Below are 21,221 nucleotides of genomic sequence, written 5' to 3' on the forward strand. Positions count from 1 at the left end.
CCCTAATACGATTTCAGATACTCACCATAAAAAGGACGCTTATGACCGCCCCAACCGCCAAATTAAAACTTGTTGATATTCATCATGAATTTGATGACAAACCATTATTTGCCAAGTTGAATTTGACCATTTATCAAGGCAAAATCGTTGCCATCGTTGGGGCAAGTGGCGTGGGTAAGACAACTTTGTTTAATATCGCCTCAGGGCTTATCATGCCAAAAGCAGGTAAGGTCTTGATAGACAGCAAGGACAGCACGGGGCAGGCAGGGAGCGTGGGTTATATGCTCCAAAAGGATTTGCTGTTGCCCTTTAAAAGTGTCTATGACAACATTGCCCTGCCTTTGACCTTACAAAACCTGCCAAAATCCGCTATTCATGACAAAATCATGCCTCTACTACCTGCCTTTGGGCTTGATGAGCTATACCACAAATACCCCGCCCAGCTCTCAGGCGGACAACGTCAGCGAGTGGCACTGCTTCGCACTTATCTGAGTAATGACAGTCTTATGCTCTTAGATGAGCCATTTTCGGCATTGGATTTTGTTACCAAAAATCAGATGTATGAATGGTTTGGGGCGTTTCAAAAAGATAAAGGACTGACTTGCCTAATTATCACACATGACATTGATGAGGCGATTTATTTGGCAGATGAATTGTATGTATTAAAGGGATTTCCTGCCACGCTGGCTCATCATTTTGTCATTGATAAATCGCCACATTTTTTGCAAAGTGTAGAATACTTAAATCTAAAACAAAACGTACTTGGGGCGATACAGGGTTAAGTGGTTGCATGGATTTAAATACCCCAATAACACCAAAGCCACACCAAATTAAATTCTATTCTCGCTTTCCATTTTTAAAAACGTATTTTTAAAATTTTGATATTGAATAATACCCCCATAAACCCCACATTACACCTTTGGCAATTTGCCACTTTTCCCTTTCATAATTTATAAATAATAACCATGTCTTTATTTCGCTACTTTGAAAACCGCCTAAACCCCTACCCCGACAGTCCGATGCCTACTCCCGACCCCAGTCAGCGTGGGTTTTTTGGGTTTTTGTGGGCGTGTACCGAAGGGGCGAGATTTTGGATTGGGGTGCGTATTGTTTTATCAATATTGCTTGGCATATTTAGCTCGCTGTTATTTGCATGGGCGGGCGATGTCGTGGACTGGTTGACCGTCTATACCCCCGAGACTCTATGGCAAGAAAAAGGGGCAACCATTACGCTGATTTTGGGGCTGTGCGTGCTGTCCATTTTTGGCGAATTTATCGGCAACTTAATCCGCTTTCAAGTATTGCAAGGGGTCATGCCGATGCGACTGCGGTGGTGGTTTCATAAGCACATGCTTGGACAGTCCATGCAGTTTTATCATGATGAGTTCTCAGGGCGTGTCTCCGCCAAAGTCATGCAAACCGCCCTATCGGTGCGTGATACGATTATGACCATGGCAGAGATGGTGTCGTTTGTCGTGGCGTATTTGGTCACCAGTGGTGTGATTTTATTAGGGCTAGATATTTGGCTGTTTTTGCCGTTTGTGGCGTGGCTGATTTGTGTGGCGTGTATGATGAAATTTTTCCTGCCTCGCCTGCGTGAGACCGCCAGTAACCAAGCCGACGCTCGTGCCTTGATGACAGGACGTGTGACCGATGCTTATGCCAACATCAGTGCGGTCAAGCTGTTTAGCCACTCCAACCGTGAGCTGTCCTATGCCAAATCCGCCATGAGCGAGTTCATGACTACCGTCCATGCCCAAATGCGGTGGGTGTCCATCCTAGGGACGACAACCGAGACGCTCTCGCTTATCATGATAGTCGGCAGTACCGCCATCGGTGTGTATCTGTGGATGATGGGCGAAGTAAGCGTTGGGGCGATTGCGGTGGCAAGTGGTATCGCCCTGCGTCTAAAAGGCATGATTCAGTGGATTATGTGGGAGATGGCAAGCCTGTTTGAGCATATCGGCACGGTGCAGGATGGCATGAGAACACTAACCACGCCCCACGCCATCACGGATAGGGCTGATGCTGGTGAGCTTGTGGTGGCAAGGGGAGAGATTGCGTTTAATGACGTGACCTTTAACTACGGGCGTGGCGAAGACAGAACTGCCCTATTTGATAAGTTCAACCTAGCCATTCAAGCAGGCGAGAAAATCGGTCTGGTCGGTCGCTCGGGGGCGGGCAAGTCTAGTCTTGTCAATCTACTACTGCGTTTTTATGACGTGGACGGGGGCAGTATCAGCATCGATGGGCAGGACATCAGTGCCGTTACTCAAACATCACTCCGCCAAAACATCGGCATGGTCACCCAAGACACCGCCCTACTACACCGCACCGTGCGTGAGAACATCGCCTATGGCAGACCTGATGCGACCGATGATGAAATCATCGCAGCGGCACGCCTTGCCCACGCATGGGACTTTATCCAGACCTTAGAAGACAAACACGGCAACACAGGGCTTGACACCGAAGTGGGCGAACGTGGCGTGAAACTCTCAGGCGGTCAGCGTCAGCGTATCGCCATCGCTCGGGTTATGCTCAAAAACGCCCCCATCTTACTGCTTGATGAAGCGACATCTGCCCTAGACAGCGAAGTGGAACATGCCATCACCCAAAGCCTAGATGAGATGATGAAAGGCAAAACCGTCATCGCCATCGCTCACCGCCTATCCACCATCGCCAGTCTTGATAAGCTTGTGGTGATGGACAAAGGCGAGATTATTGAGATGGGCAGTCATGACGAACTCATCGCCCAAGGCGGGATTTATGCCAAGCTATGGGCAAGACAGTCGGGCGGATTTTTGGGTGAGATGTAGGCATGCCTGCCCCAGTCAAACATACTTAACTACACAGTGTAACACAACTGACAATCCTGTAACAATTTACCACCAAAACAGCGTCCAATACATATAGATGATTAAGGTAAATTTCTTATAATTTTTAAAATTTACCTTTATTTTAAGATTTTAAAAAGAGAACCCCATGAAAACCCTATGCCTTTACAAAGTAGCACTTGGTGCCATCGCCTTGACCGTCCTGCCTGCCATGGCTCAGCCAAACACAGCAGGAATCGCCCCTGCCATGCGTGGTGAGCTAACCACACCCATCTCCCATGCCAACACCGCCAACCTACTTAGTCAGTCTGTGGCAGGCGTGCCATCCATCAGTGCCAATATCTCTAACGTCAATCGCATTGCCACCGTTGTCATCAATGCCAACCAAAGCGGTAGCACTCGCCTTGATGTGAGCTTGATTGATGATTTTATTGATGATGTCGCCCCTAACGCTCGCCACTATCCACCAAATTTTCCCAATCGTACCGCCGAGTTTGTCACCAGCGAGAACGTCAAATATCTCTCCGACTGGCTAGAACCTTATGCCAATGCCAATGACGCAAGCCTTGATGTCATTTTGCGTGCTGCCAAAATCAACGGCATGGCTCGCAACCTAAACATCGGCACTGACTACACCCAACGTGCCAATAAATACATGGCAAAAGCCATCGCTTTGGCTCCTGATAACGCCGAAGCCAACTTCCTATACGGTATGATGATTAGTGAAGGTGGTGGCTTTATTGAAGGGCAAAAATACCTACAAAAAGCTGCCAGTCTTGGCTATCTAGAAGCCGAACAGAGTCTCGCCCAAGCCGAGCTACTGGCGGACAACCACGCAGGGGCATTATCTCGCCTAAAAGCCTTGCAAAGTCAGCACCCGACCAATGCTCAGATTGCCGAGCAGGTTCGTATCGTTGAAAATGGCGGTTATTATATTTGGAACATCAAAAACGACAACATCAATGTTAAGCCATTACAATTAGCCAGTAATCAATAAATACTTGCTTAAAATATCCGCTTAGATTTTTAAAAATAAATCCATCAAAGATTCCTTTTGATGGATTTTTTATGTAAAATTATCGGGAAAATATTAATACAACAAGACCTATATGACCACCAAACTTACGCTAAGCACCCTAAGCCTTACCCTAACCCTTATCATCACAGGGTGTAGCACGCTGCACAAGCCCAAACAAATCCAATCCAAAATCATCGAAACTCACCGTGCCAACATCACCACCCGCCCACAAATCAGTGCCGTGGCAAGCAGCATCTTACTGTCATCAGGTCTGACCCAAGATGAGTGCATGAATGCCTTTGATGACTGTTTGGACAAGGTCAAAGAAGTGCTTGCCTTTGGTAATCCACAAGTTGCCGTCAATGACCGCCAGCACATCGCCAGACCCACCCTTGCCCTACTCTCTGAGTTATACTACACCAAAGCCCTAAGCCTTGGCGAGCAGGACGCTTGTCAAAGCCCAACCCGTCCACCGCTAGACCCTTATTATGCCAATGCCCCCCTATCCGCCAGCGAGCAAGCCGATGAGCAAAAGGAACGTCACGCCTGCCTATCTGCCAAGCGAGACGCCATTAAGGCAAGCATTAACCACAGCTATGCCTATCTGTTTTATGACAGCTTAACAGGAAAAAAGACCACATCACCCCTAGTCACCGAGAGCGACATCAAGGCTCAGGACTTGTACCATGTGGCGAGCAACGCCTTGATTGGCGAGCTCTACCAAGCCCAAAACGGGGCTTTTGCCGACGCTCATCAGCAGGGCTTTCATCTCACCCCCACCAGTGACTACGGTCATATTCTTGCCAACAGCTACCACAGTGATGACATCACCGTCAATCTCTACCTTGCCCATGACCCTGACTACATGGCAAATCTAGATGTAAGCTCACAAAATCAGCACCTACTTGCTGACCTAGTCTCAGCTTATGACTCACGTTTGGCAGACTTAAATACCACCAGTAGCCGAGCAGGTCTGGGTGTGCCTTATGTGGGCGTGCTGTCCAACCGCCCAATGATTACTCTGCGAGAACTGGTAGGTCAAAACCAGTCCACCGAACCACGCATCAGTCACGCCACCGACAGCCCTACCGCTGACCCTGCCGATAACCCAACCGACAACCCCACCAAAAACATCAAAGCAAATAACCCCCTGCTTAGCCAAGACCTTGACAGCATCGCCAGTCGCATTCATCCCACAGGACACATGCTCCTGACAGGCGTGGTCAAGCCCCAAGGCACGCACTTGCCTGACGTGCTGTCAGCAAACGTGCTAGACGTGCATTTTTTTAACCCTTATAAAACCAAAGACATTGAGATTTTGGGCAAAAATTACCCCCTATCGGCAAACTTCTCAGCAGGGTACGCCCTATGGCTTGCCGAGAACCAACTACAAGGTGTGGGTATTTTAAACATGCTAAACAAAAACACCGCCGCCCTGCCCCAACTGTTCATGTTAAAGCCCTACGACCCCAACCAAAAAGTCATCATCATGATACATGGCTTGGCGTCTAGCCCTGCCACATGGGTCAATCTCACCAACAATCTCTTTGCCGACCCCGTCCTGCGTGACAACTACCAAGTATGGCAAGTGTTCTACGCCACCAACCTGCCCATGCTCGAAAACCGCTACCAAATCCGTGAAGTCATCGACACCGCCTACGCACTCACCGACCCTGACGGCACCCATCCTGCCAGCCAGCATAGCGTGATTATCGGGCATAGCATGGGTGGTATCATGGCAAGAATGCTTGTCTCCGATGATGATTTGTTACCCCGATTGGATGATTTGGGTAAATTGGATGATTTGGACAAATTGGTTGATGCCACGCATATAGACGGCATGGATGATGGCGACCTAAATAAAATCACCAACAACCAAACCCGCCCCCATGACAATACCCTAATCAGACAGCTACTTGCAGATACTTACCAAGAAGATTTTAACAACCGCTTTGCCCTGCATGCCCTGCCACAGGTTGATACAGCAGTGTTTATCTCCGCCCCCTTTGCAGGCACGGACTATGCCGACCGCTGGTTTACCCGCTTTGCCCGCCGTGTCGTCCGCCTACCCCTAGACATCACCAAAACTGTGACTGGCACCATCATAAACAGCGGACAAGTGGACAACACCCAACTCCAAAACAGTGCCATCGGCTCACTCTACCTACAAAATGGACCAAGCCAGCTCTCCGACCAATCCGCCTTTATAAAACTTACCAAAGAGCTAACCATTAATGACAATGTCGCCTATCACACCATCATGGGCGACCGTGTTGGCAATGCCGAGAACTTGCAGGGTAATCTGGTCGGGCAAAATCTCTCTGACGGCATCGTCCCCTATGACAGCTCCCACCTAGACGGGGCAATCAGCGAAACAGTCGTCACGGGCGGACACAACATTCACGAAAACCCCAAAACCATTTTGCAATTACGCAAAATCCTACACGAGCATTTGGCACGTCATGGCGACCATGCGACAACAGATGTGGTAAATGCCGAAAAAGACGAGCAAGACAGGAAAGATGAGCAAGATAAAGAAAGTGGGAAATCCACAACAGATGACATTGACGAAAAAATCGTTAAAGAAGAAGAGACAAACGCCAATCTCAATTAGGGTGTGCCTGCCTTTTGTATTTGCAATGAAAAATAGGGGAAATCGCACGTTTTTCAAGGAAAAAACGCAGGCTGATAGTCGTTCTATCAGACCAGTTTTTGACGATGAAAAACAAGATTTAGCCATTTTTCATGCAAAAACGATTGATTTATTTGTAAAATATTTCTATATTGTAAATAGTGTTATAAAGGGCAGGCACGCCCTAATATGGTAATTTTTTGATGATTGGGAGTTTTTTGAGACGCAGGGGCGAATCACATTCGCCCTTGATAAATCCATGACTTATATAAATTTGACAATGACGTTTATTTTACAAACCAATCAAACACCCAAAGCCCCACGCCTTCATCATCCACCGCCCCAATCACTGCTTGCACTTTGTCATTATTATATCGCCAATCGCCAAGCACCATGCGTTTTTTATCGCCCAATGTATGCACGGCAGGGCGGTGCGTGTGTCCGTGTAGTAGGATATCGCACGTTTGCATGGCGTGATTGACCGCTTGCGTGTTTACGTCCATAATGGTGGTGGATTTTTGGTGTTTGTCATGTTGGGATTTGGCTTTGATTTTTTGGGCGAGGCGTTGGCGGTAGGCGAGTGGTTGTTTTAAAATAAGCCACGAGATAACAGGATTTTGGATAATTTTGCGGTAACGCTGATACGCCTTATCATCGGTACACAGGCGGTCGCCATGTTCTAGGCGGATATGCGTGCCATTTGAAAGTGTCAAAAAGTGCGGTTCTTTGATAAGTTTGCCGTTAAAGGTATCGCACAGACTTTGACGAATGGCAAAATCTCTGTTGCCATGCATGACATAAATGGCGGTTTTTGTAGATAGGGTTTTTAGGGCGTGTAAAATGGGCGTTAAAAAATGCCGTGCTTTTTTGTCATCGGACAATGTCAAATAATCATCATCGCCAATCCAACCGTCCAGCCAGTCGCCCAAAATATAAAGGCTTTGCAAATTTGGCAAAACGCACAAATCCTTGATGAGTGCCAAAAACGCTTGATTTAGGGCAGGCGTGTCGCTTGATAAATGCAAGTCGCTGACAAATACCGTACTAATATCATGGGGGCGGGTGGTTAATAAATGGTCAAATTGTTGCATGGCAAGGCTTAAAATGATAAAAAGGGCGAAAATGATTCGCCCTTACAACCAAAAATAACGGCTAATTACTTAGAAATCACTTTGGCAGAGTTAATGACGATCGGTGTGGTCGGTACGTCTGAATGATAACCATAACGCCCTGTGGGTACGCCTTTGATTTGATTGACCACGCCCATGCCGTCCGTTACTTTACCAAACACCGCATAACCCCAACCTTGTGGCGTTGGACTGCTGTAATTCAAAAAGTCATTATTTTTAACGTTGATAAAAAATTGAGCAGTCGCTGAATGTGGGTCTGATATACGAGCCATGGCGATGGTGCCGATGTCATTTTTTAGACCGTTGTCGGCTTCGTTTTTGATTGGCGTGCCGGTGCGTTTTTCGTTCATGTCGCTGTCCATACCGCCGCCTTGAATCATAAAGCCGTCAATCACACGATGAAAAATCGTGCCGTCATAATGACCGCTTTCGACATAGTCAAGGAAGTTTGCCACCGTAACAGGGGCTTTTTCGGCGTTTAGTTCAATAACAATCGCACCGTGCGTGGTGTCAAACTGTACAACAGGCATATCCATGGGGATTCCTTATAAAAAGTGAAAATTGGCGAGTATTATAGCAAAAATTTGATAAATTGTTAAGCCTCATAATGATGACGGCATGAAATGATAATGAGCGTTTCATTTTCATAACAATAAACCAAGCGGTTGACATCATCAATGCGTCTTGACCAATAGCCTGTTAGGTTGTATTTTAATGGTTCGGGTTTGCCAATGCCTTCAAACGGGCTACACTGACAATCTTTAATTGGTGCATTTATGCGTTTTAGGGTCTTTTTATCTTGGTTTTGCCAGTACAAATAATCATCCCATACCTCATCAAACCAGCTAATCCTCAATCAAATCCCTTTGGGTAAGTTGATGATTTTTTACCGCTTGCACGCCACGCATAAGGTGTTCAGCATTAGCAGGGTTTGACAATAGATAATCTGTTTCTTTAAAAGCATTATATTCATCAAGACTAATCACCACCGCAGAATGTCACGTTTGACAATCACAGGGGCATGGCTGTCTTGAACATAATCAAGGGCAGAGGCTAGGTTTTGGCGAAATTCGCTATAATTCATCACTTGCATGATAGTCTCCTATATTACACTATTACACTATTACACTCTACAAAATGAAAAAGCACCACGGTTTTTCGTTCGTGGTGAGTATGCCTGCCCATGACGGAAACCGACCCGCAGGCAAGCTTGTGGCGAACGGAAAACCTAGTTAGCATACTTTTTGGACTACTATCAAATTTTCAATATACACATTCTTAGCAACCAATGATGTAATAAACTCATGAAAGCATTTTTTTATTAAAGTCGCCACTTCTGTTTCGCCATCAATAAAATAAACGCTTCCATATTGTTTAGAGCTATTTATACCCAAGAAACTTTAAAATTACTACAAATACTATGATGTGGCGTAGGGGCATGGTAAATATCAAGTTGGTTGGGTGTACATCAATAAAAAAAATTCACTGCCAAAACTGTCGTCAGCAAAGAACAATTTTCCATCTTTGGCATTTATCAAACAATGTTGAATGTTATGCAATCCATACATATGATGAATAGATGTTTCATCATTGTTTAAACGGCATATTTTATTAATAGGTTTTACTTTCAATTTCTTTTATACTGCATGAGCCAAAAGGGTTTGACCCATGAAACATTGTTGATTCAAAAACAGCCATGAACACACTCCTAAACCAAATACAAAAGAACGTGACGATACTCGTTTAAACCCGTCTCACTTAAACTTCACAGGTCGCTCGGCATTGGGATAATGATGTTCATGCTCAACATCGCACTCTTCACCCACCGTTGCCCCCTTATCATCCTTAGGCTTTTCAATATAGCCTGTGCGTTCTTCTACGGGCAGGTACTCATGCTCCCACACCATGACCGCTTGCATGCAGGTTTGGCGTTGTTCGTCCGTTAGGCGAACGCCATTATCCCATTTGCCAATCTCAATGGCAGTGCGGAATTTGGCGACGATTTCGGGGGTTAGGCTGTTTAGGATGTCTTGTTTGTTCATGTTTAACCTTTTTGATTTTGGATTATTTAAGTAAGTTTTTTATCACACCCATCAGTCCACGGCTGATTGCTCGGGTTGCTTGCTTGTTCAACTGACTGCCCAGTGCGTCCGCCACGTCATACGCCATGCCTTGATTGCGACTTTTACGCCCACCTGACAGACCACCAATAAAACCATCTAACACCCCCAGCTCTTTTTTGTCTGATGATTGGACTGATTGGCTTTTTGCCTTGTCTTGTTCTGCTTCTTCTTTTTGGGCAAGCTGTTCGGCTTCTAGCTGTGCCAAAGCCTCAAATGCCGAATGGTTGTCCACGCTATCTTTATAATAGCGATACAGCACATCCGACTCAAAGCTGGCTCGGCACTCTTCGACTGTCAAAGGCGACAAGGCAGACGCAGGCGGTAGGATGTAGGCACGTTCGACCACGTTTGGCATGCCTTTTTCATCCAAAAATGAGACAAGTGCCTCGCCCACACCAAGCTCGGTAATGGCACTGGCGACGTGCAAATTTGGGTTGGTACGAAACGTATCAGCGGCCGCTTTGACTGCTTTTTGGTCTCGTGGGGTAAAGGCTCTTAGGGCATGCTGAACACGATTACCAAGCTGTCCTAATATCGCATCGGGCAAGTCAAGCGGGTTTTGGGTCACAAAATACACCCCCACCCCCTTAGAGCGAATCAGTCTGACCACCTGCTCCACCTGCTCTGTCAGAGCCGATGACGCATTGTCAAACATCAGATGAGCCTCATCAAAGAATAAGACAAATTTGGGCTTGTCAAGGTCGCCCACTTCGGGAAACCTCTCAAAAATCTCTGCCAAAAACCACAACAAAAACGCACTGTACAGACGGGGCGAGAGCATGAGCTTTTGGGCATTTAGGATATTAATCACGCCCCGACCGCCCTCGGTCTGCACCCAGTCTTCTAGGTTCAGCTCAGGCTCGCCAAAAAAGTCATTGCCCCCTTCACTCTCTAACTGTAAAAGCTGACGCTGTATCGCCCCGACACTCGCTGGCGAAACGTTGCCATACTGCGTGCGATAGGTTTTGGCGTTATCAGCAACGTGAGTGAGCATGGCTTTTAGATCTTTTAAATCTAGCAAATGCCACCCGTTGTCATCTGCCACCTTAAAGACGAGATTTAGTAGCCCCTCTTGGGTGTCGTTTAGGTTTAACAAGCGAGTCAGTAGCATTGACCCCATCTCACTAATGGTAACACGCACGGGAATGCCGTCTTTGCCGTACACATCCCAAAACCGCACAGGAAATCCTGTTAGATAGTCATCGGTCATGCCAAATTCTTGCATACGCTCGCCAATCTTACCGCTTGCCACGCCTGCACGGCTAAGCCCTGATAAGTCGCCTTTGACATCCACCAAAAAAACTGGCACGCCTGCACGGCTAAAACCCTCTGCCATGGTTCTAAGCGTGACGGTCTTACCCGTGCCTGTCGCCCCTGCGATGAGTCCATGGCGGTTTGCCATGTTGCCTAAGAGATTCATTTGGCTGGCGGTGTCAATCGTGCGAGCAATGAGAAATGTGGTCATAATGTGCCCTTTGGTAAGTGTAAAAGTATGGATGAATTTTGGTGAGTTATGCAAACAGCCATTATACTTATCTTTTAAAATAAAGTAAATTTTATCCCAAGTAAATGCCCATCTGACTGTATCACAAAAAATTAAACCGCCCATCATCGCCCATCGCCTGTGGCAAATCATCCGTCGCCACGCCCATAAGAGCCAAAGTCTCACGCTCTATCAGCCGTGTAATCATATCTAAGGGCAAATCATTTTGTGCCATGCCAAACGGCTCTTCTAGCTGACTGCTTAGCTCGTCTAGCCCCAAAAACATATAGGCGAGCAGTCCCACCAAAAACGGCGTCCAAATCCCCAGTACCGACTCAATACCAAACGGCAACATCCAGCAAAAACAAAACACCGCCCGATGAAGTAGCACCGAATAAACGAGTGGCAAGGGCGTACTACTGATACGGTCGCACCCTGCTTGGATATTACCTATTTCGATGATGTGGCGTTGGATACTGGTGTAGATGATGTCGCTGATTTGTCCTGATTTGACAGCATGGATAAGACGGTGTTGCATTCGCTCTAACACCACCTGTGGGACATTGATGTGCTGACGAATGAGCATATTTAACTCATCTTTATCTTTATCATCAATATCCAGATAATCGGCAAATCTCTCCACGGGCAGTTTTTGATGACGTAGGCGGTCTCTAAATAAATTGACAAAAATCAGCATATCCACGAGTATCGCTCGCCTGTCATCATCATGTAAAAAATGACTGTCCCGACTCAGATGACGGGTGTTGGCAATCAAAGCACCCCACAATTTTCGCCCTTCCCACCACCTATCATAACAAGCGTTATTTCTAAATCCCAAAAAGATGGACAGCACCACGCCAAACACCGTAAAGCCGACCGCAGGGACGTTTTTGACGGTGTAGAGCTGATAATGCGACAAGCCCCACGCTATCATAGACACCGCCATAAGCAGGATGATCATCGGTAGCACTTTGGGCAGTATCGTGCCATGCCACATGAACAGCAGTTTTAGGCTGTTGTGTTTATCACGGACTATCATAACTTAACAATCACAGTCGCCATACGTCCTGTGGCGGACTTTTTGGCGTGGGTTTGCTGGCGGTATGAATAGTATTTGGGGTTAGCATAACTACACGGAACGGTATCGTTTATGACCGTAATATTTAAATGGGACAGTTGTAATTTGGTTAATTTTACAATATCAATCAAGCATTTATCATCATCTTTATCCGTGATAATCTGTTGATATAACTCATCAAATCTCAATGCCACGAGCTTTTTGTCACTCACTTGGCTGATGATGTCATGGGCTAGGGTTTTGTTAATTTCATAATTATCATGGCTGATACACGCTCCGATGACGGCTTTGATGTTGGTTTTATTGGTAAACTTTTCATAAGTATTTTTAATAATGCCTTTGGTTAGCCCTTGCCAACCTGCATGAATACAGGCGATTTGGCTATTCTCATTATCCACACAATCATCATTAAAAAGAGCAATCGGCACACAGTCGGCGGTCATGATAGACAGTCCCACACCTGCCTTGTCGGTGATGAATGCGTCTGCGTCTTGGGGGGATATGGCACAGCTAGCGTGTGCCACAATGTCGCTGTGGATTTGGTTTAGCCAGTGGATTTGGCTTATTTTATCATTTGTCAGTTTATTTAACTTATCCAGTAAAGTCATGCGGTTTGCCAAAACTTGCTCGCTGTCATCGCCAACGTGCAATCCTGTGTTAAATGAACCGTATAAATCATCGTCCCATTTGTCAAACTCGCCTGCATGGGTTTGAACGATAAGTACATGGTCATTTTGGTATAATATATCAAACATGATAATCCTGTTAATTTTATAAAATTATTCTTGCAAAATCCCAATCATCTTAACCATATCATACGGCATATCACGGCTAAATACCAACGCCTTGCCCGTGGTCGGGTGGATAAAGCCAAGTTTATGGGCGTGCAGGGCTTGACGGGGGAAGTCTATCGCCGCTTGGCGAGTGGTGGGGGTAAGACCCGATTTGGGCAGTCCGCCATAGACCTTATCGCCAAGCAGGGCATGACTGACATGCGACAGATGTACACGGATTTGGTGGGTACGCCCCGTCTCCAAGCGAACATGGAGCAAGCTATAATGCGTACCCAGTGGCGTGGCAGAGATGATGTGCGTGGTGGCAGGTTTACCGCCGTCCGTTACCGTCATCTTGGTGCGATGAATGCGGTGTCGCCCTATCGGTGCGTCTATCGTGGCATGGCGTAAGATGTCGCTTGGCACGCCTGTGGCGATACATTGATACTCCCGATAGACTGATTTGTCTTTTAGTTGCTCGGTCAAATCAAGCTGGGCGGTTTTGGTGCGTGCGACAATAAGTAGCCCCGATGTGTCCTTATCAATGCGGTGCACGAGTCCCGCCCGTGGCAGGTGGGCATTATCAGGATAATGATACAATAGAGCATTGACCAGCGTGCCTGTGCGATTGCCCGCCCCAGGGTGGACAACCAAACCGACAGGCTTATTGATCACAATCACGTCATCATCAGCATAGACCACGTCAAGGGGGATATTTTCGGGCAAATCTTCGCTGTGATTGTCAAGCGTGGCGGACAAGGTCAAAATATCGCCCAATTTGACACGGTATTTGCTTTTTTGGGGCGCATCATTGACAAGCAGACTTTCATCATCAATAAAGCCCTGTATCTGCACTCGGGAAAAGCCGTCAAACACATCGGTGGCGATTTTATCTAGGCGTGTGCCGATGTCAGATTCGCCAACCGTGTGGCTTTTTATCAGTGGACTTGGCGAGTCTGTCTCAGCAAATTCATCATCATTATCATTTAAACTGGATAAATTGGGTAAATCAGCTAAATCATCATTGGCGGTCTGATTAAAAGCATGCTCTCTCATGATTATGTTTAAATACTTGGAAAAAAAATAAGCCATTTTAGCATTTTTTGTGAAAAATAGCCGATTTTATTTTGGTGTTGTTCATTCTTAAAATTTTGTGGTAAACTATTTCAAATTTTTATTGTAATTTGGACAAAAAATGAACAAAACTGCCAAACTTACCCTAACCGCCATCATGACATCTGCCGTGCTACTTTCTGGTTGCTCCACCCTAAAAGGCATTGGCAAAAAAGACAGTGAAGTTGTACAAAGTGCCGAACAGTCCGAGCTAGGCTATTATCAAACCGCCCAAAACGCCCTAGACAGAAACCGCTATAACGAAGCCATGAGTGCGTTAAATAGCTTACGCACGTTTTATCCGACAGGGCAATATGCCGAGCAGGCATTGCTGGATTTGATTTATGCCCAATATCGTGCCAACGACTTTGAAGCGGTAACCAAAAGCACTGCCGAGTTTATCCGCTCCTATCCAACCAGTCGCCATGTCGATTATGCTCTATACGTCCAAGGCGTAACCAACATGGGCGGGGCTCCCAAAGCCTCCCGCTTATTTAACCTTGACCAGTCCCAACGTGATGTATCCTACCTGCGGTTGGCATTCCAAGATTTCTCCAATCTCATCAAGCACTTCCCAAACAGTGCCTACGCTCCTGATGCCGCCCAGCGCATGAGGGCGATTTATAACGACTTTGCCGAGCATGAACTGGTCGCCGCTCGTTGGTATGTCAAGCGTGATGCTTATGTCGCCGCCGCCAACCGTGCCAAATGGGTGTTTCAGTACTTCCCCCAATCGGACGGTGTGCCAGAAGCCATCGCCATCTTGGCTCACAGCAATGAGCAGTTGGGACTGACCGACACCGCCAACCAATACAAAACCCTACTCCAAATCAACTACCCCCAATACCTTGGGGCAAATGGGCAGGTCAATATCGGCAACAGCCAATCTTTCACCAAAAAAGCCTTGTCATCGATAAGTTTTGGTAAATTTGGGCGTGTCAAAGACACCCCCACCTATCAAGGCGGTCAGTATGACGGTGCGACACGCACACAAATCATCACTTCCGCCCAAGCCCTTGCCCTGCCCCAAGCAAGCCCTGAAAGTGCCGACATCGCCACACCAAAACCTGCCGACACACGCAACACACGTCGTATCGGTCTAGGTCTGCCTGCCGATGAAGCCGAGGCAGGTAACACCAACCAAACCCCCTAACATCATCACATTTGACCGCCAAAAATCTACCTTTTGGCGGTCAGTTTTGCCAAATCATGGTGTTGATGATAAAATTGGTTTTATTTTTGATTTTTAGGAAAAGCTATGGCAATGCCTGTTCGTGGCGGTATTCTAACCTGCAATATCGCTGATACCCAAACCCTATACAACAGTTATCTCTCTTTTGTCACTCATGGTGGTATTTTTGTGCCGAGTGCCAGAAAGCACAGCCTTGGCGAAGACGTGTTCGTGGCATTTACCCTGCCCGGCTCTACCGAACGCTATCCGCTTAACGGCAAAATCGTGTGGCTTAATGAAAAAGGCACGCCCAGTAAGCCTGCTGGTTTTGGCATGCAGTTTGGTACCGACCCTAACAGCCTAAAACTCAAAAACGAAATTGAGCGACTCCTTGCCGGTGAAGTAGAATCCACCAAACCCACTTACACCATGTAAGTGTTGCGGGCAATATTGTTAATTACACGATTATTTGTTATAATTATAAAAGATAAGCACGGATTTTATTCGTGCTTTTTTATGGCAATTTTTTAAGATAAATTTTTAAAGACAACTTATGAAACACTCACATCCTTTTTGGCAAATTATTCGTACCGTTCCCAATTTTCCCAAAGCGGACATTGATTTTTATGACATCACGCCCCTGCTGTGGCATGTTGATGAACTCATTAACGAGCTTTTAAACGCCCTGCCCGATGGCATGATTGATGAAGTAGAATGCTTTGCCACCACCGAAGCACGGGGCTTTATCATCGGCAGTCTGCTATCAGGACGTACTGGCAAACCGCTCCTGCTCATTCGTAAAGCTGGCAAACTACCACCCCCTGTCCATCGCCAAAGCTATGACCTAGAATACGGCACCGACACCCTAGAAATCAAAGCAGACGCCCCCAAATCCAAAGTACTACTGGTTGATGACGTGCTTGCCACTGGCGGGACGTTAAAAGCAAGCAAGCTTCTGTGCGAGCAAGCGGGGCATAACGTGCTTGGGGCATTGGTACTGCTTGATTTGCCAAAGTTGCACGGCGATATCGGCATGGATACTTATGCCGTGATGAATGATGTGGACTGACGGCAATCTAATACCAAAATACTCAAATCAGAGCATACACTAAATAATCCCACTAACTTCTTGATTGTGTTGGGTATTCTTTGGCTTTATTAGACCAAATACATCAAGAAATACCCGACCTTTTACAACCATCTAATCTGTAAAATACACCACCTGTTTTGCTTGAAAAATCAAACCCAGCTCAACCTATCTTTAAGCCATTACTCACAGTCAAAACATAACAATCCCATACTTTTATTGTGGTGAATTTTTTTGTATAATAGCAATGATATTCATTTAACATCATACATTATGACCAACAAAAAATTCAAAAAACCCTTGATTTTTATCATCATTTTGATGGTTGGCGTGGCATGTGCCACTTTCTTTTTTTATCAAAAACAACCACCAAAACAGCAATACCTCACGCACACTACTGGGCTTGCCAACATCGAGAGTACTGTCATCGCAGGCGGTCAAGTCTATGCTGAGGAGCTGATTGACGTGGGAGCTCAGGCAACGGGGCGTGTGGACAGACTGCACGTCAAGCTAGGACAACGGGTCAAAAAAGGCGAACCCATCGCCGATATCGATGCCACTCAGCAAAAAAATGCCCTAAAAGATGATGAGGCAAGCTACAAATCCTTGCTTGCTCAGCACGACATCAAAAAAATCCAGCTTGCTCAAATCGAGCATGAATTTAACCAACAAAAGCTCGGCTATCAAGCAGGCGTGGTAGCAAAAATAGACTACACCAAAGCAAAAACTGCCCTATCCACCGCCCAAAAAGAGCTAAGTGCAAGCATGGCTCAGCTAGAACAAGCCAAACTCAAAATCGCCACCGCCAAAACTAACCTTGCCTACACTCGCATTACCGCCCCCATGGATGGTGTGGTGGTGGCGGTCGTTACCAAAGAGGGTCAAAACATCAACGCCATGCAGTCATCGCCAACCATCATCAGGCTGGCTCAGATTGATACGGTGCAAATCAAAGCCAAATTCTCCGAAGCGGACATTCCCAAGCTAAAAACAGGCATGACGGCTCACTTTACTATTTTGGGCTTGCCAAATCGACAGTTTGAGGCAACGCTCCAAGATTTGGAATTATTCCCCATTGATACCACTGCTCAATCAGGGGCGGTGTATTATTATGGGCTACTGAGCGTCCCAAACCCCGACCATGAACTCTTTATCGGTATGACCGCAAACGTTACTGTCATCATTGACAAAAAAGAGCAAGCACTCACCATTCCCATGACCGCACTTGGCAAACAGCTCTCTGATGATACCTTTGAGGTACAAGTCATTGATGATGAACACAGCTCCACCCCCACCATCGAGACTCGCACCATCAAAACAGGCATCAACGACAAGTTCTCTACCGAAGTGCTATCAGGACTAACACAGGGTGAAAAAGTGGTGGTCGCCACCTCAGACGGCACGGTCGAAAGTGTCAGCATGGGGTTATGACATGGCAACACCCATTTTATCGCTAAAAAACATCAAAAAAAGCTTTGCTTTTGGTGATAACTCCCTAGAAGTGTTAAAAGGCATTAACCTTGATATTTATAGAGGGGAAATGGTCGCCATCGTGGGGCAATCAGGCTCTGGCAAATCCACGCTCATGAACATCATGGCGTGTCTGGACACGCCAACATCAGGCGAGTATCGGATTGACGGTCTTTGCACCCAAGAGATGAACGGCGAGCAGTTGGCAAGCCTAAGACGAGATAAGTTTGGCTTTATTTTCCAGCGTTATCAATTACTTAGCAGTCTCAATGCCACCGCCAATGTCGCCATGCCTGCCATCTATGCAGGGGTGAGTCAAAAAACTCGTGAGCAAAAAGCCCAAGCCCTACTTGCCAAACTGGGGCTAGAACAACGCCTCGACCATTATCCCAACCAGCTCTCAGGCGGACAACAACAGCGAGTATCTATCGCTCGTGCCTTGATAAATGGCGGACAAATCATCTTTGCGGATGAACCCACAGGGGCGTTGGACAGCCAAAGTAGCCGTGATGTCATGGCAATTTTGACTGAGCTAAACCGTGAGGGACACACGATTATCCTAGTAACCCACGACCCCAAAATCGCCCAAAGTGCCAAACGTGTGATTGAAATTTTTGACGGTCAAATCCTAAGCGATAACAACAGCGATAATACCCCAAATACCGCCCAAGATTTTCAACAAAACACCCATCGTACGCTAAATTTTCAAGCCATCGGTCGCATCAAAGAGGCTTTTCACATGGCGATTTTGACCATGCTTGCCAGCAAAATGAGAACGCTTTTGACCATGCTTGGCATCATCATCGGCATCGCCTCTGTGGTACTTATCGTGGCACTCGGCAACGGCTCAAAACAACAAATTTTAAGCCAAATCAACAGCATGGGCTCATCCACCATCAGTGTTTTTATGGGCAGTGATGACGAGGACGACACCACACCGCCCAATGATTTGACCTTTGATGACATGTATGCACTCGAAACATTGCCCTTTGTCGCCAGTACCTCGCCAGATTTGAGCATGAGCATGACCGCCCAAGTTGGCAATCACAGCAAAGGCGTGCAGGTGGACGGCGTGGGGCTAAACCATCATCGTTTGCAAAATGTGCAGTTTGTCGCAGGGGGCATGTTTCGCCAAAGCGATTTGGATAATTTTAGCCAAAACGTCATCATCAGCGAAAAAACCAAACAAGCTTTTTTCAAACAAAACAACGCTTTGGGGCAAATTCTCATCTTAAATGGTGTGCCGACCAAAGTGGTGGGCGTATTTAAATACAATGGCATTGAGGGTAATTTTGACCGCAATCTCAAAGTATGGCTTCCCTATCGTACCTACCAAGCCCGCTTTGCAGGCGAGTCGCCACGCCTAAACAGCATTACGGTACTACTAAAACCAAACGAGTCGTCCGCCCTTGCCAGCGAAAGCATCAGCCAGCTTTTGACCCAACGGCACGGCAAAAAAGACTTTAGCCTATTTAACAGCGACAGCCTTGCCAAAACGGTCGAAAAAACCGCCCAATCCTTGACCCTGCTCATCGGGGCGATTGCGGTCATCTCGCTACTGGTTGGTGGGATTGGCGTGATGAACATCATGCTCGTCTCCGTTACCGAACGCACAGGCGAGATTGGCGTGCGTATGGCGGTGGGGGCAACTTATGGCGACATCGTTTGGCAATTTCTCATTGAGGCGATGGTGGTGTGTGCGTTGGGCGGTGTGCTTGGGGTGCTTTTGGCGTTTGGGCTTGGCGGACTGTTACAACTCTTTGACATCAAAGTCATTTTCTCAGCAACTTCCATCGCCCTTGCGGTGGGTTGTGCTAGCCTGATTGGGCTTGTTTTTGGGCTCATGCCTGCTCATAAAGGGGCAAAACTAAATCCCATCGAAGCATTAAACAAAGGATAAATAATGAATAATATCAAACAGTTAATCATCATCACAAGCATCATTACCCTAACCGCTTGTCAAAGTACCTCACCACCCAAACCCACCGCCCCCACGCCCATCATGGTGGACAATACCGCCCATTGTTTGACGATTGATGACCCCATTTGTCATCACGATTGGTGGACGGTGTTTGGCGATGAGGTGTTAAATGATTATATGAAAAAGGTCGTCAAGCACAATCACGAATTGTCAGTGGCGACATTAACCCTACAAAAATCCTTGCTTAACCAACAAAAATCTCAAGAGCGATTTTTGATAAATAGCCAAGCTGGTGCCAACCGCCAAAGCCAAAAAACGCTATCAATGGGCGAAACCACGCATTCACGAGGCTTTGACGTTAATCTGGGTGCCAGTTGGGAGGTGGATTTGTGGGGCAAATTGCAATTACAACAAAATCTAACCGAATGGGAGACCCATGCCGTCCAAGCCGACCGCCAAGCGTTGTTTTTGAGCCTAAGTGCCAATGCCGTGCGAGAATATGTAAGCTTGATTGGCATTAACCAAAAACTCATGGACGCACAAAAATCCCACGTCTTTCAACAAAAACAACGCCAATATCTAAAAAGGCAATTTGATTTAGGACTGATTGCCAAAGCCGATTTACTAACCATCGAACAAACTTTAAACACCCTACAACAAACCACCCTAAATCTGGAGCATCAAAAAAATGACAGTTTGGCAAATCTGGCATTATTGGCTCACGTTGATATGGATAAATTACCCACCACCCTAAAAAATCAGCACCAAACCCCAAAAATACCCCATGATTTTTATCACATCAATGCCAATGCGGTATTAAATCGTCCCGATTTGCAAGCCTTGCTTTGGCGATTGGCAATCAGCCTCGAACAAAAAAATCTACTACAAAAAAATCAATATCCCACCCTTGTATTTAGTGCAGGGACAACTGCCCAATCCCCCAATTTATTTGATTTATTAAAAGTACCTGTCTTAAATTGGGGTGTTTCGTTAAATATCCCTCAACTTAATTATAAAGAATACCAGCACAACATCAACATCGCCGAGATTGATGAGTATATCGCCACCTTAAATTATCAAGACACGACTCATAAAGCCCTAAATGACGTACAACAAAAATTGAATGCTTGGCAAAATGGCAAAGACAATCACGATGTTTTATTAACCGCTCAAAAATTGGCAAAAGAGCAATTGATTCACCAACAAAAACGCCATGAATTGGGGCTTATTTCCACCAAAGAATGGGCAGAACACCAAGAAACCCACCGCCAAAGCCAGACCGCCCTAACTGATAATGCCATCAATCAAGTGCTTAATTGGATAGCGGTATATCAAGCGGTGGGTGGATTGCCAAATGAATCACGCTAGGACATGCCCGTCCTTTATAA

Annotated in this window: 20 protein-coding genes; 10 read left to right on the forward strand and 10 right to left on the reverse strand. The window is 46.3% G+C overall.

The window, feature by feature from the left end; translation table 11 throughout:
* Positions 1–41 precede the first annotated feature (41 nt).
* The 4 genes from DX073_RS02110 (at position 42) to DX073_RS02125 (ending at position 6,466) form a co-directional block, all read left to right on the forward strand.
* Positions 42–782, forward strand: a complete 741-nt coding sequence (locus DX073_RS02110) for an ABC transporter ATP-binding protein (RefSeq protein WP_115005080.1) — start codon at positions 42–44, stop codon at positions 780–782.
* A gap of 183 nt (positions 783–965) precedes the next feature.
* The gene (locus DX073_RS02115) at positions 966–2,816 is read left to right on the forward strand and encodes an ABC transporter ATP-binding protein (protein WP_115005082.1); all 1,851 of its coding nucleotides are present in this window, start codon (positions 966–968) and stop codon (positions 2,814–2,816) included.
* A gap of 166 nt (positions 2,817–2,982) precedes the next feature.
* Positions 2,983–3,831 (forward strand): tetratricopeptide repeat protein, encoded by an 849-nt coding sequence (locus DX073_RS02120; protein ID WP_115005084.1) that lies wholly within the window; start codon positions 2,983–2,985, stop codon positions 3,829–3,831.
* 112 nt (positions 3,832–3,943) lie between these two features.
* Complete coding sequence (locus tag DX073_RS02125; protein ID WP_115005086.1) at positions 3,944–6,466, forward strand: lipase family alpha/beta hydrolase; 2,523 nt, start codon at positions 3,944–3,946, stop codon at positions 6,464–6,466.
* 305 nt (positions 6,467–6,771) lie between these two features.
* On the opposite strand, the gene DX073_RS02135 is transcribed toward DX073_RS02125, so the two are convergent.
* The 10 genes from DX073_RS02135 to DX073_RS02175 form a co-directional block, all read right to left on the reverse strand.
* On the reverse strand, positions 6,772–7,575 hold the full coding sequence (locus tag DX073_RS02135) for a UDP-2,3-diacylglucosamine diphosphatase (protein ID WP_115005090.1): 804 nt from the start codon (positions 7,573–7,575) through the stop codon (positions 6,772–6,774).
* A 65-nt stretch (positions 7,576–7,640) separates the two neighbouring features.
* Positions 7,641–8,150 (reverse strand): peptidylprolyl isomerase, encoded by a 510-nt coding sequence (locus tag DX073_RS02140; RefSeq protein WP_115005092.1) that lies wholly within the window; start codon positions 8,148–8,150, stop codon positions 7,641–7,643.
* Positions 8,151–8,209: 59 nt separating this feature from the next.
* On the reverse strand, positions 8,210–8,470 hold the full coding sequence (locus DX073_RS02145; protein ID WP_115005094.1) for a Txe/YoeB family addiction module toxin: 261 nt from the start codon (positions 8,468–8,470) through the stop codon (positions 8,210–8,212).
* Positions 8,460–8,603, reverse strand: a complete 144-nt coding sequence (locus DX073_RS14990) for a type II toxin-antitoxin system Phd/YefM family antitoxin (RefSeq protein ID WP_404932908.1) — start codon at positions 8,601–8,603, stop codon at positions 8,460–8,462. The genes DX073_RS02145 and DX073_RS14990 overlap by 11 nt, the downstream gene beginning before the upstream one ends.
* Positions 8,597–8,707: a type II toxin-antitoxin system Phd/YefM family antitoxin gene (locus DX073_RS14460; protein ID WP_220186700.1), complete on the reverse strand. Its 111-nt coding sequence runs from the start codon at positions 8,705–8,707 to the stop codon at positions 8,597–8,599. The genes DX073_RS14990 and DX073_RS14460 overlap by 7 nt, the downstream gene beginning before the upstream one ends.
* A 661-nt stretch (positions 8,708–9,368) precedes the next feature.
* Positions 9,369–9,656 carry a YeaC family protein gene (locus DX073_RS02155; protein WP_115005096.1) on the reverse strand — a complete coding sequence of 96 codons (288 nt, stop codon included), beginning with the start codon at positions 9,654–9,656 and terminating at the stop codon, positions 9,369–9,371.
* Between the two features lie 22 nt (positions 9,657–9,678).
* Positions 9,679–11,205, reverse strand: a complete 1,527-nt coding sequence (locus DX073_RS02160) for a helicase HerA-like domain-containing protein (RefSeq protein WP_404932918.1) — start codon at positions 11,203–11,205, stop codon at positions 9,679–9,681.
* Between the two features lie 118 nt (positions 11,206–11,323).
* Positions 11,324–12,259, reverse strand: coding sequence for a bestrophin family protein (locus DX073_RS02165; protein WP_115005098.1), 936 nt, complete (start codon positions 12,257–12,259; stop codon positions 11,324–11,326).
* A complete protein-coding gene (locus DX073_RS02170; RefSeq protein ID WP_115005100.1) occupies positions 12,256–13,053 on the reverse strand; it encodes a purine nucleoside phosphorylase YfiH/LACC1 family protein in 798 nt (265 codons plus the stop codon). The genes DX073_RS02165 and DX073_RS02170 overlap by 4 nt, the downstream gene beginning before the upstream one ends.
* Positions 13,054–13,077: 24 nt before the next feature.
* Positions 13,078–14,127, reverse strand: a complete 1,050-nt coding sequence (locus DX073_RS02175; protein WP_115006330.1) for an RluA family pseudouridine synthase — start codon at positions 14,125–14,127, stop codon at positions 13,078–13,080.
* 139 nt (positions 14,128–14,266) lie between these two features.
* Here DX073_RS02175 and DX073_RS02180 point away from each other — a divergent pair, with 139 nt between their 5' ends.
* The 6 genes from DX073_RS02180 (at position 14,267) to DX073_RS02205 (ending at position 21,201) form a co-directional block, all read left to right on the forward strand.
* A complete protein-coding gene (locus tag DX073_RS02180) occupies positions 14,267–15,337 on the forward strand; it encodes an outer membrane protein assembly factor BamD (protein ID WP_115005102.1) in 1,071 nt (356 codons plus the stop codon).
* A 105-nt stretch (positions 15,338–15,442) separates the two neighbouring features.
* Positions 15,443–15,790: a PilZ domain-containing protein gene (locus DX073_RS02185; RefSeq protein ID WP_115005104.1), complete on the forward strand. Its 348-nt coding sequence runs from the start codon at positions 15,443–15,445 to the stop codon at positions 15,788–15,790.
* A 118-nt stretch (positions 15,791–15,908) separates the two neighbouring features.
* Positions 15,909–16,424 carry an adenine phosphoribosyltransferase gene (locus DX073_RS02190; protein WP_115005106.1) on the forward strand — a complete coding sequence of 172 codons (516 nt, stop codon included), beginning with the start codon at positions 15,909–15,911 and terminating at the stop codon, positions 16,422–16,424.
* A gap of 291 nt (positions 16,425–16,715) precedes the next feature.
* Positions 16,716–17,873: an efflux RND transporter periplasmic adaptor subunit gene (locus DX073_RS02195; protein ID WP_258556855.1), complete on the forward strand. Its 1,158-nt coding sequence runs from the start codon at positions 16,716–16,718 to the stop codon at positions 17,871–17,873.
* 1 nt (position 17,874) lies between these two features.
* Positions 17,875–19,812: a MacB family efflux pump subunit gene (locus DX073_RS02200; protein WP_115005108.1), complete on the forward strand. Its 1,938-nt coding sequence runs from the start codon at positions 17,875–17,877 to the stop codon at positions 19,810–19,812.
* Positions 19,813–19,815: 3 nt separating this feature from the next.
* Positions 19,816–21,201, forward strand: a complete 1,386-nt coding sequence (locus tag DX073_RS02205) for a TolC family protein (RefSeq protein ID WP_115005110.1) — start codon at positions 19,816–19,818, stop codon at positions 21,199–21,201.
* Positions 21,202–21,221 lie beyond the last annotated feature (20 nt).

Origin of the sequence: Moraxella lacunata, assembly GCF_900453205.1 — a bacterium.
GTDB lineage: Bacteria > Pseudomonadota > Gammaproteobacteria > Pseudomonadales > Moraxellaceae > Moraxella > Moraxella lacunata_B.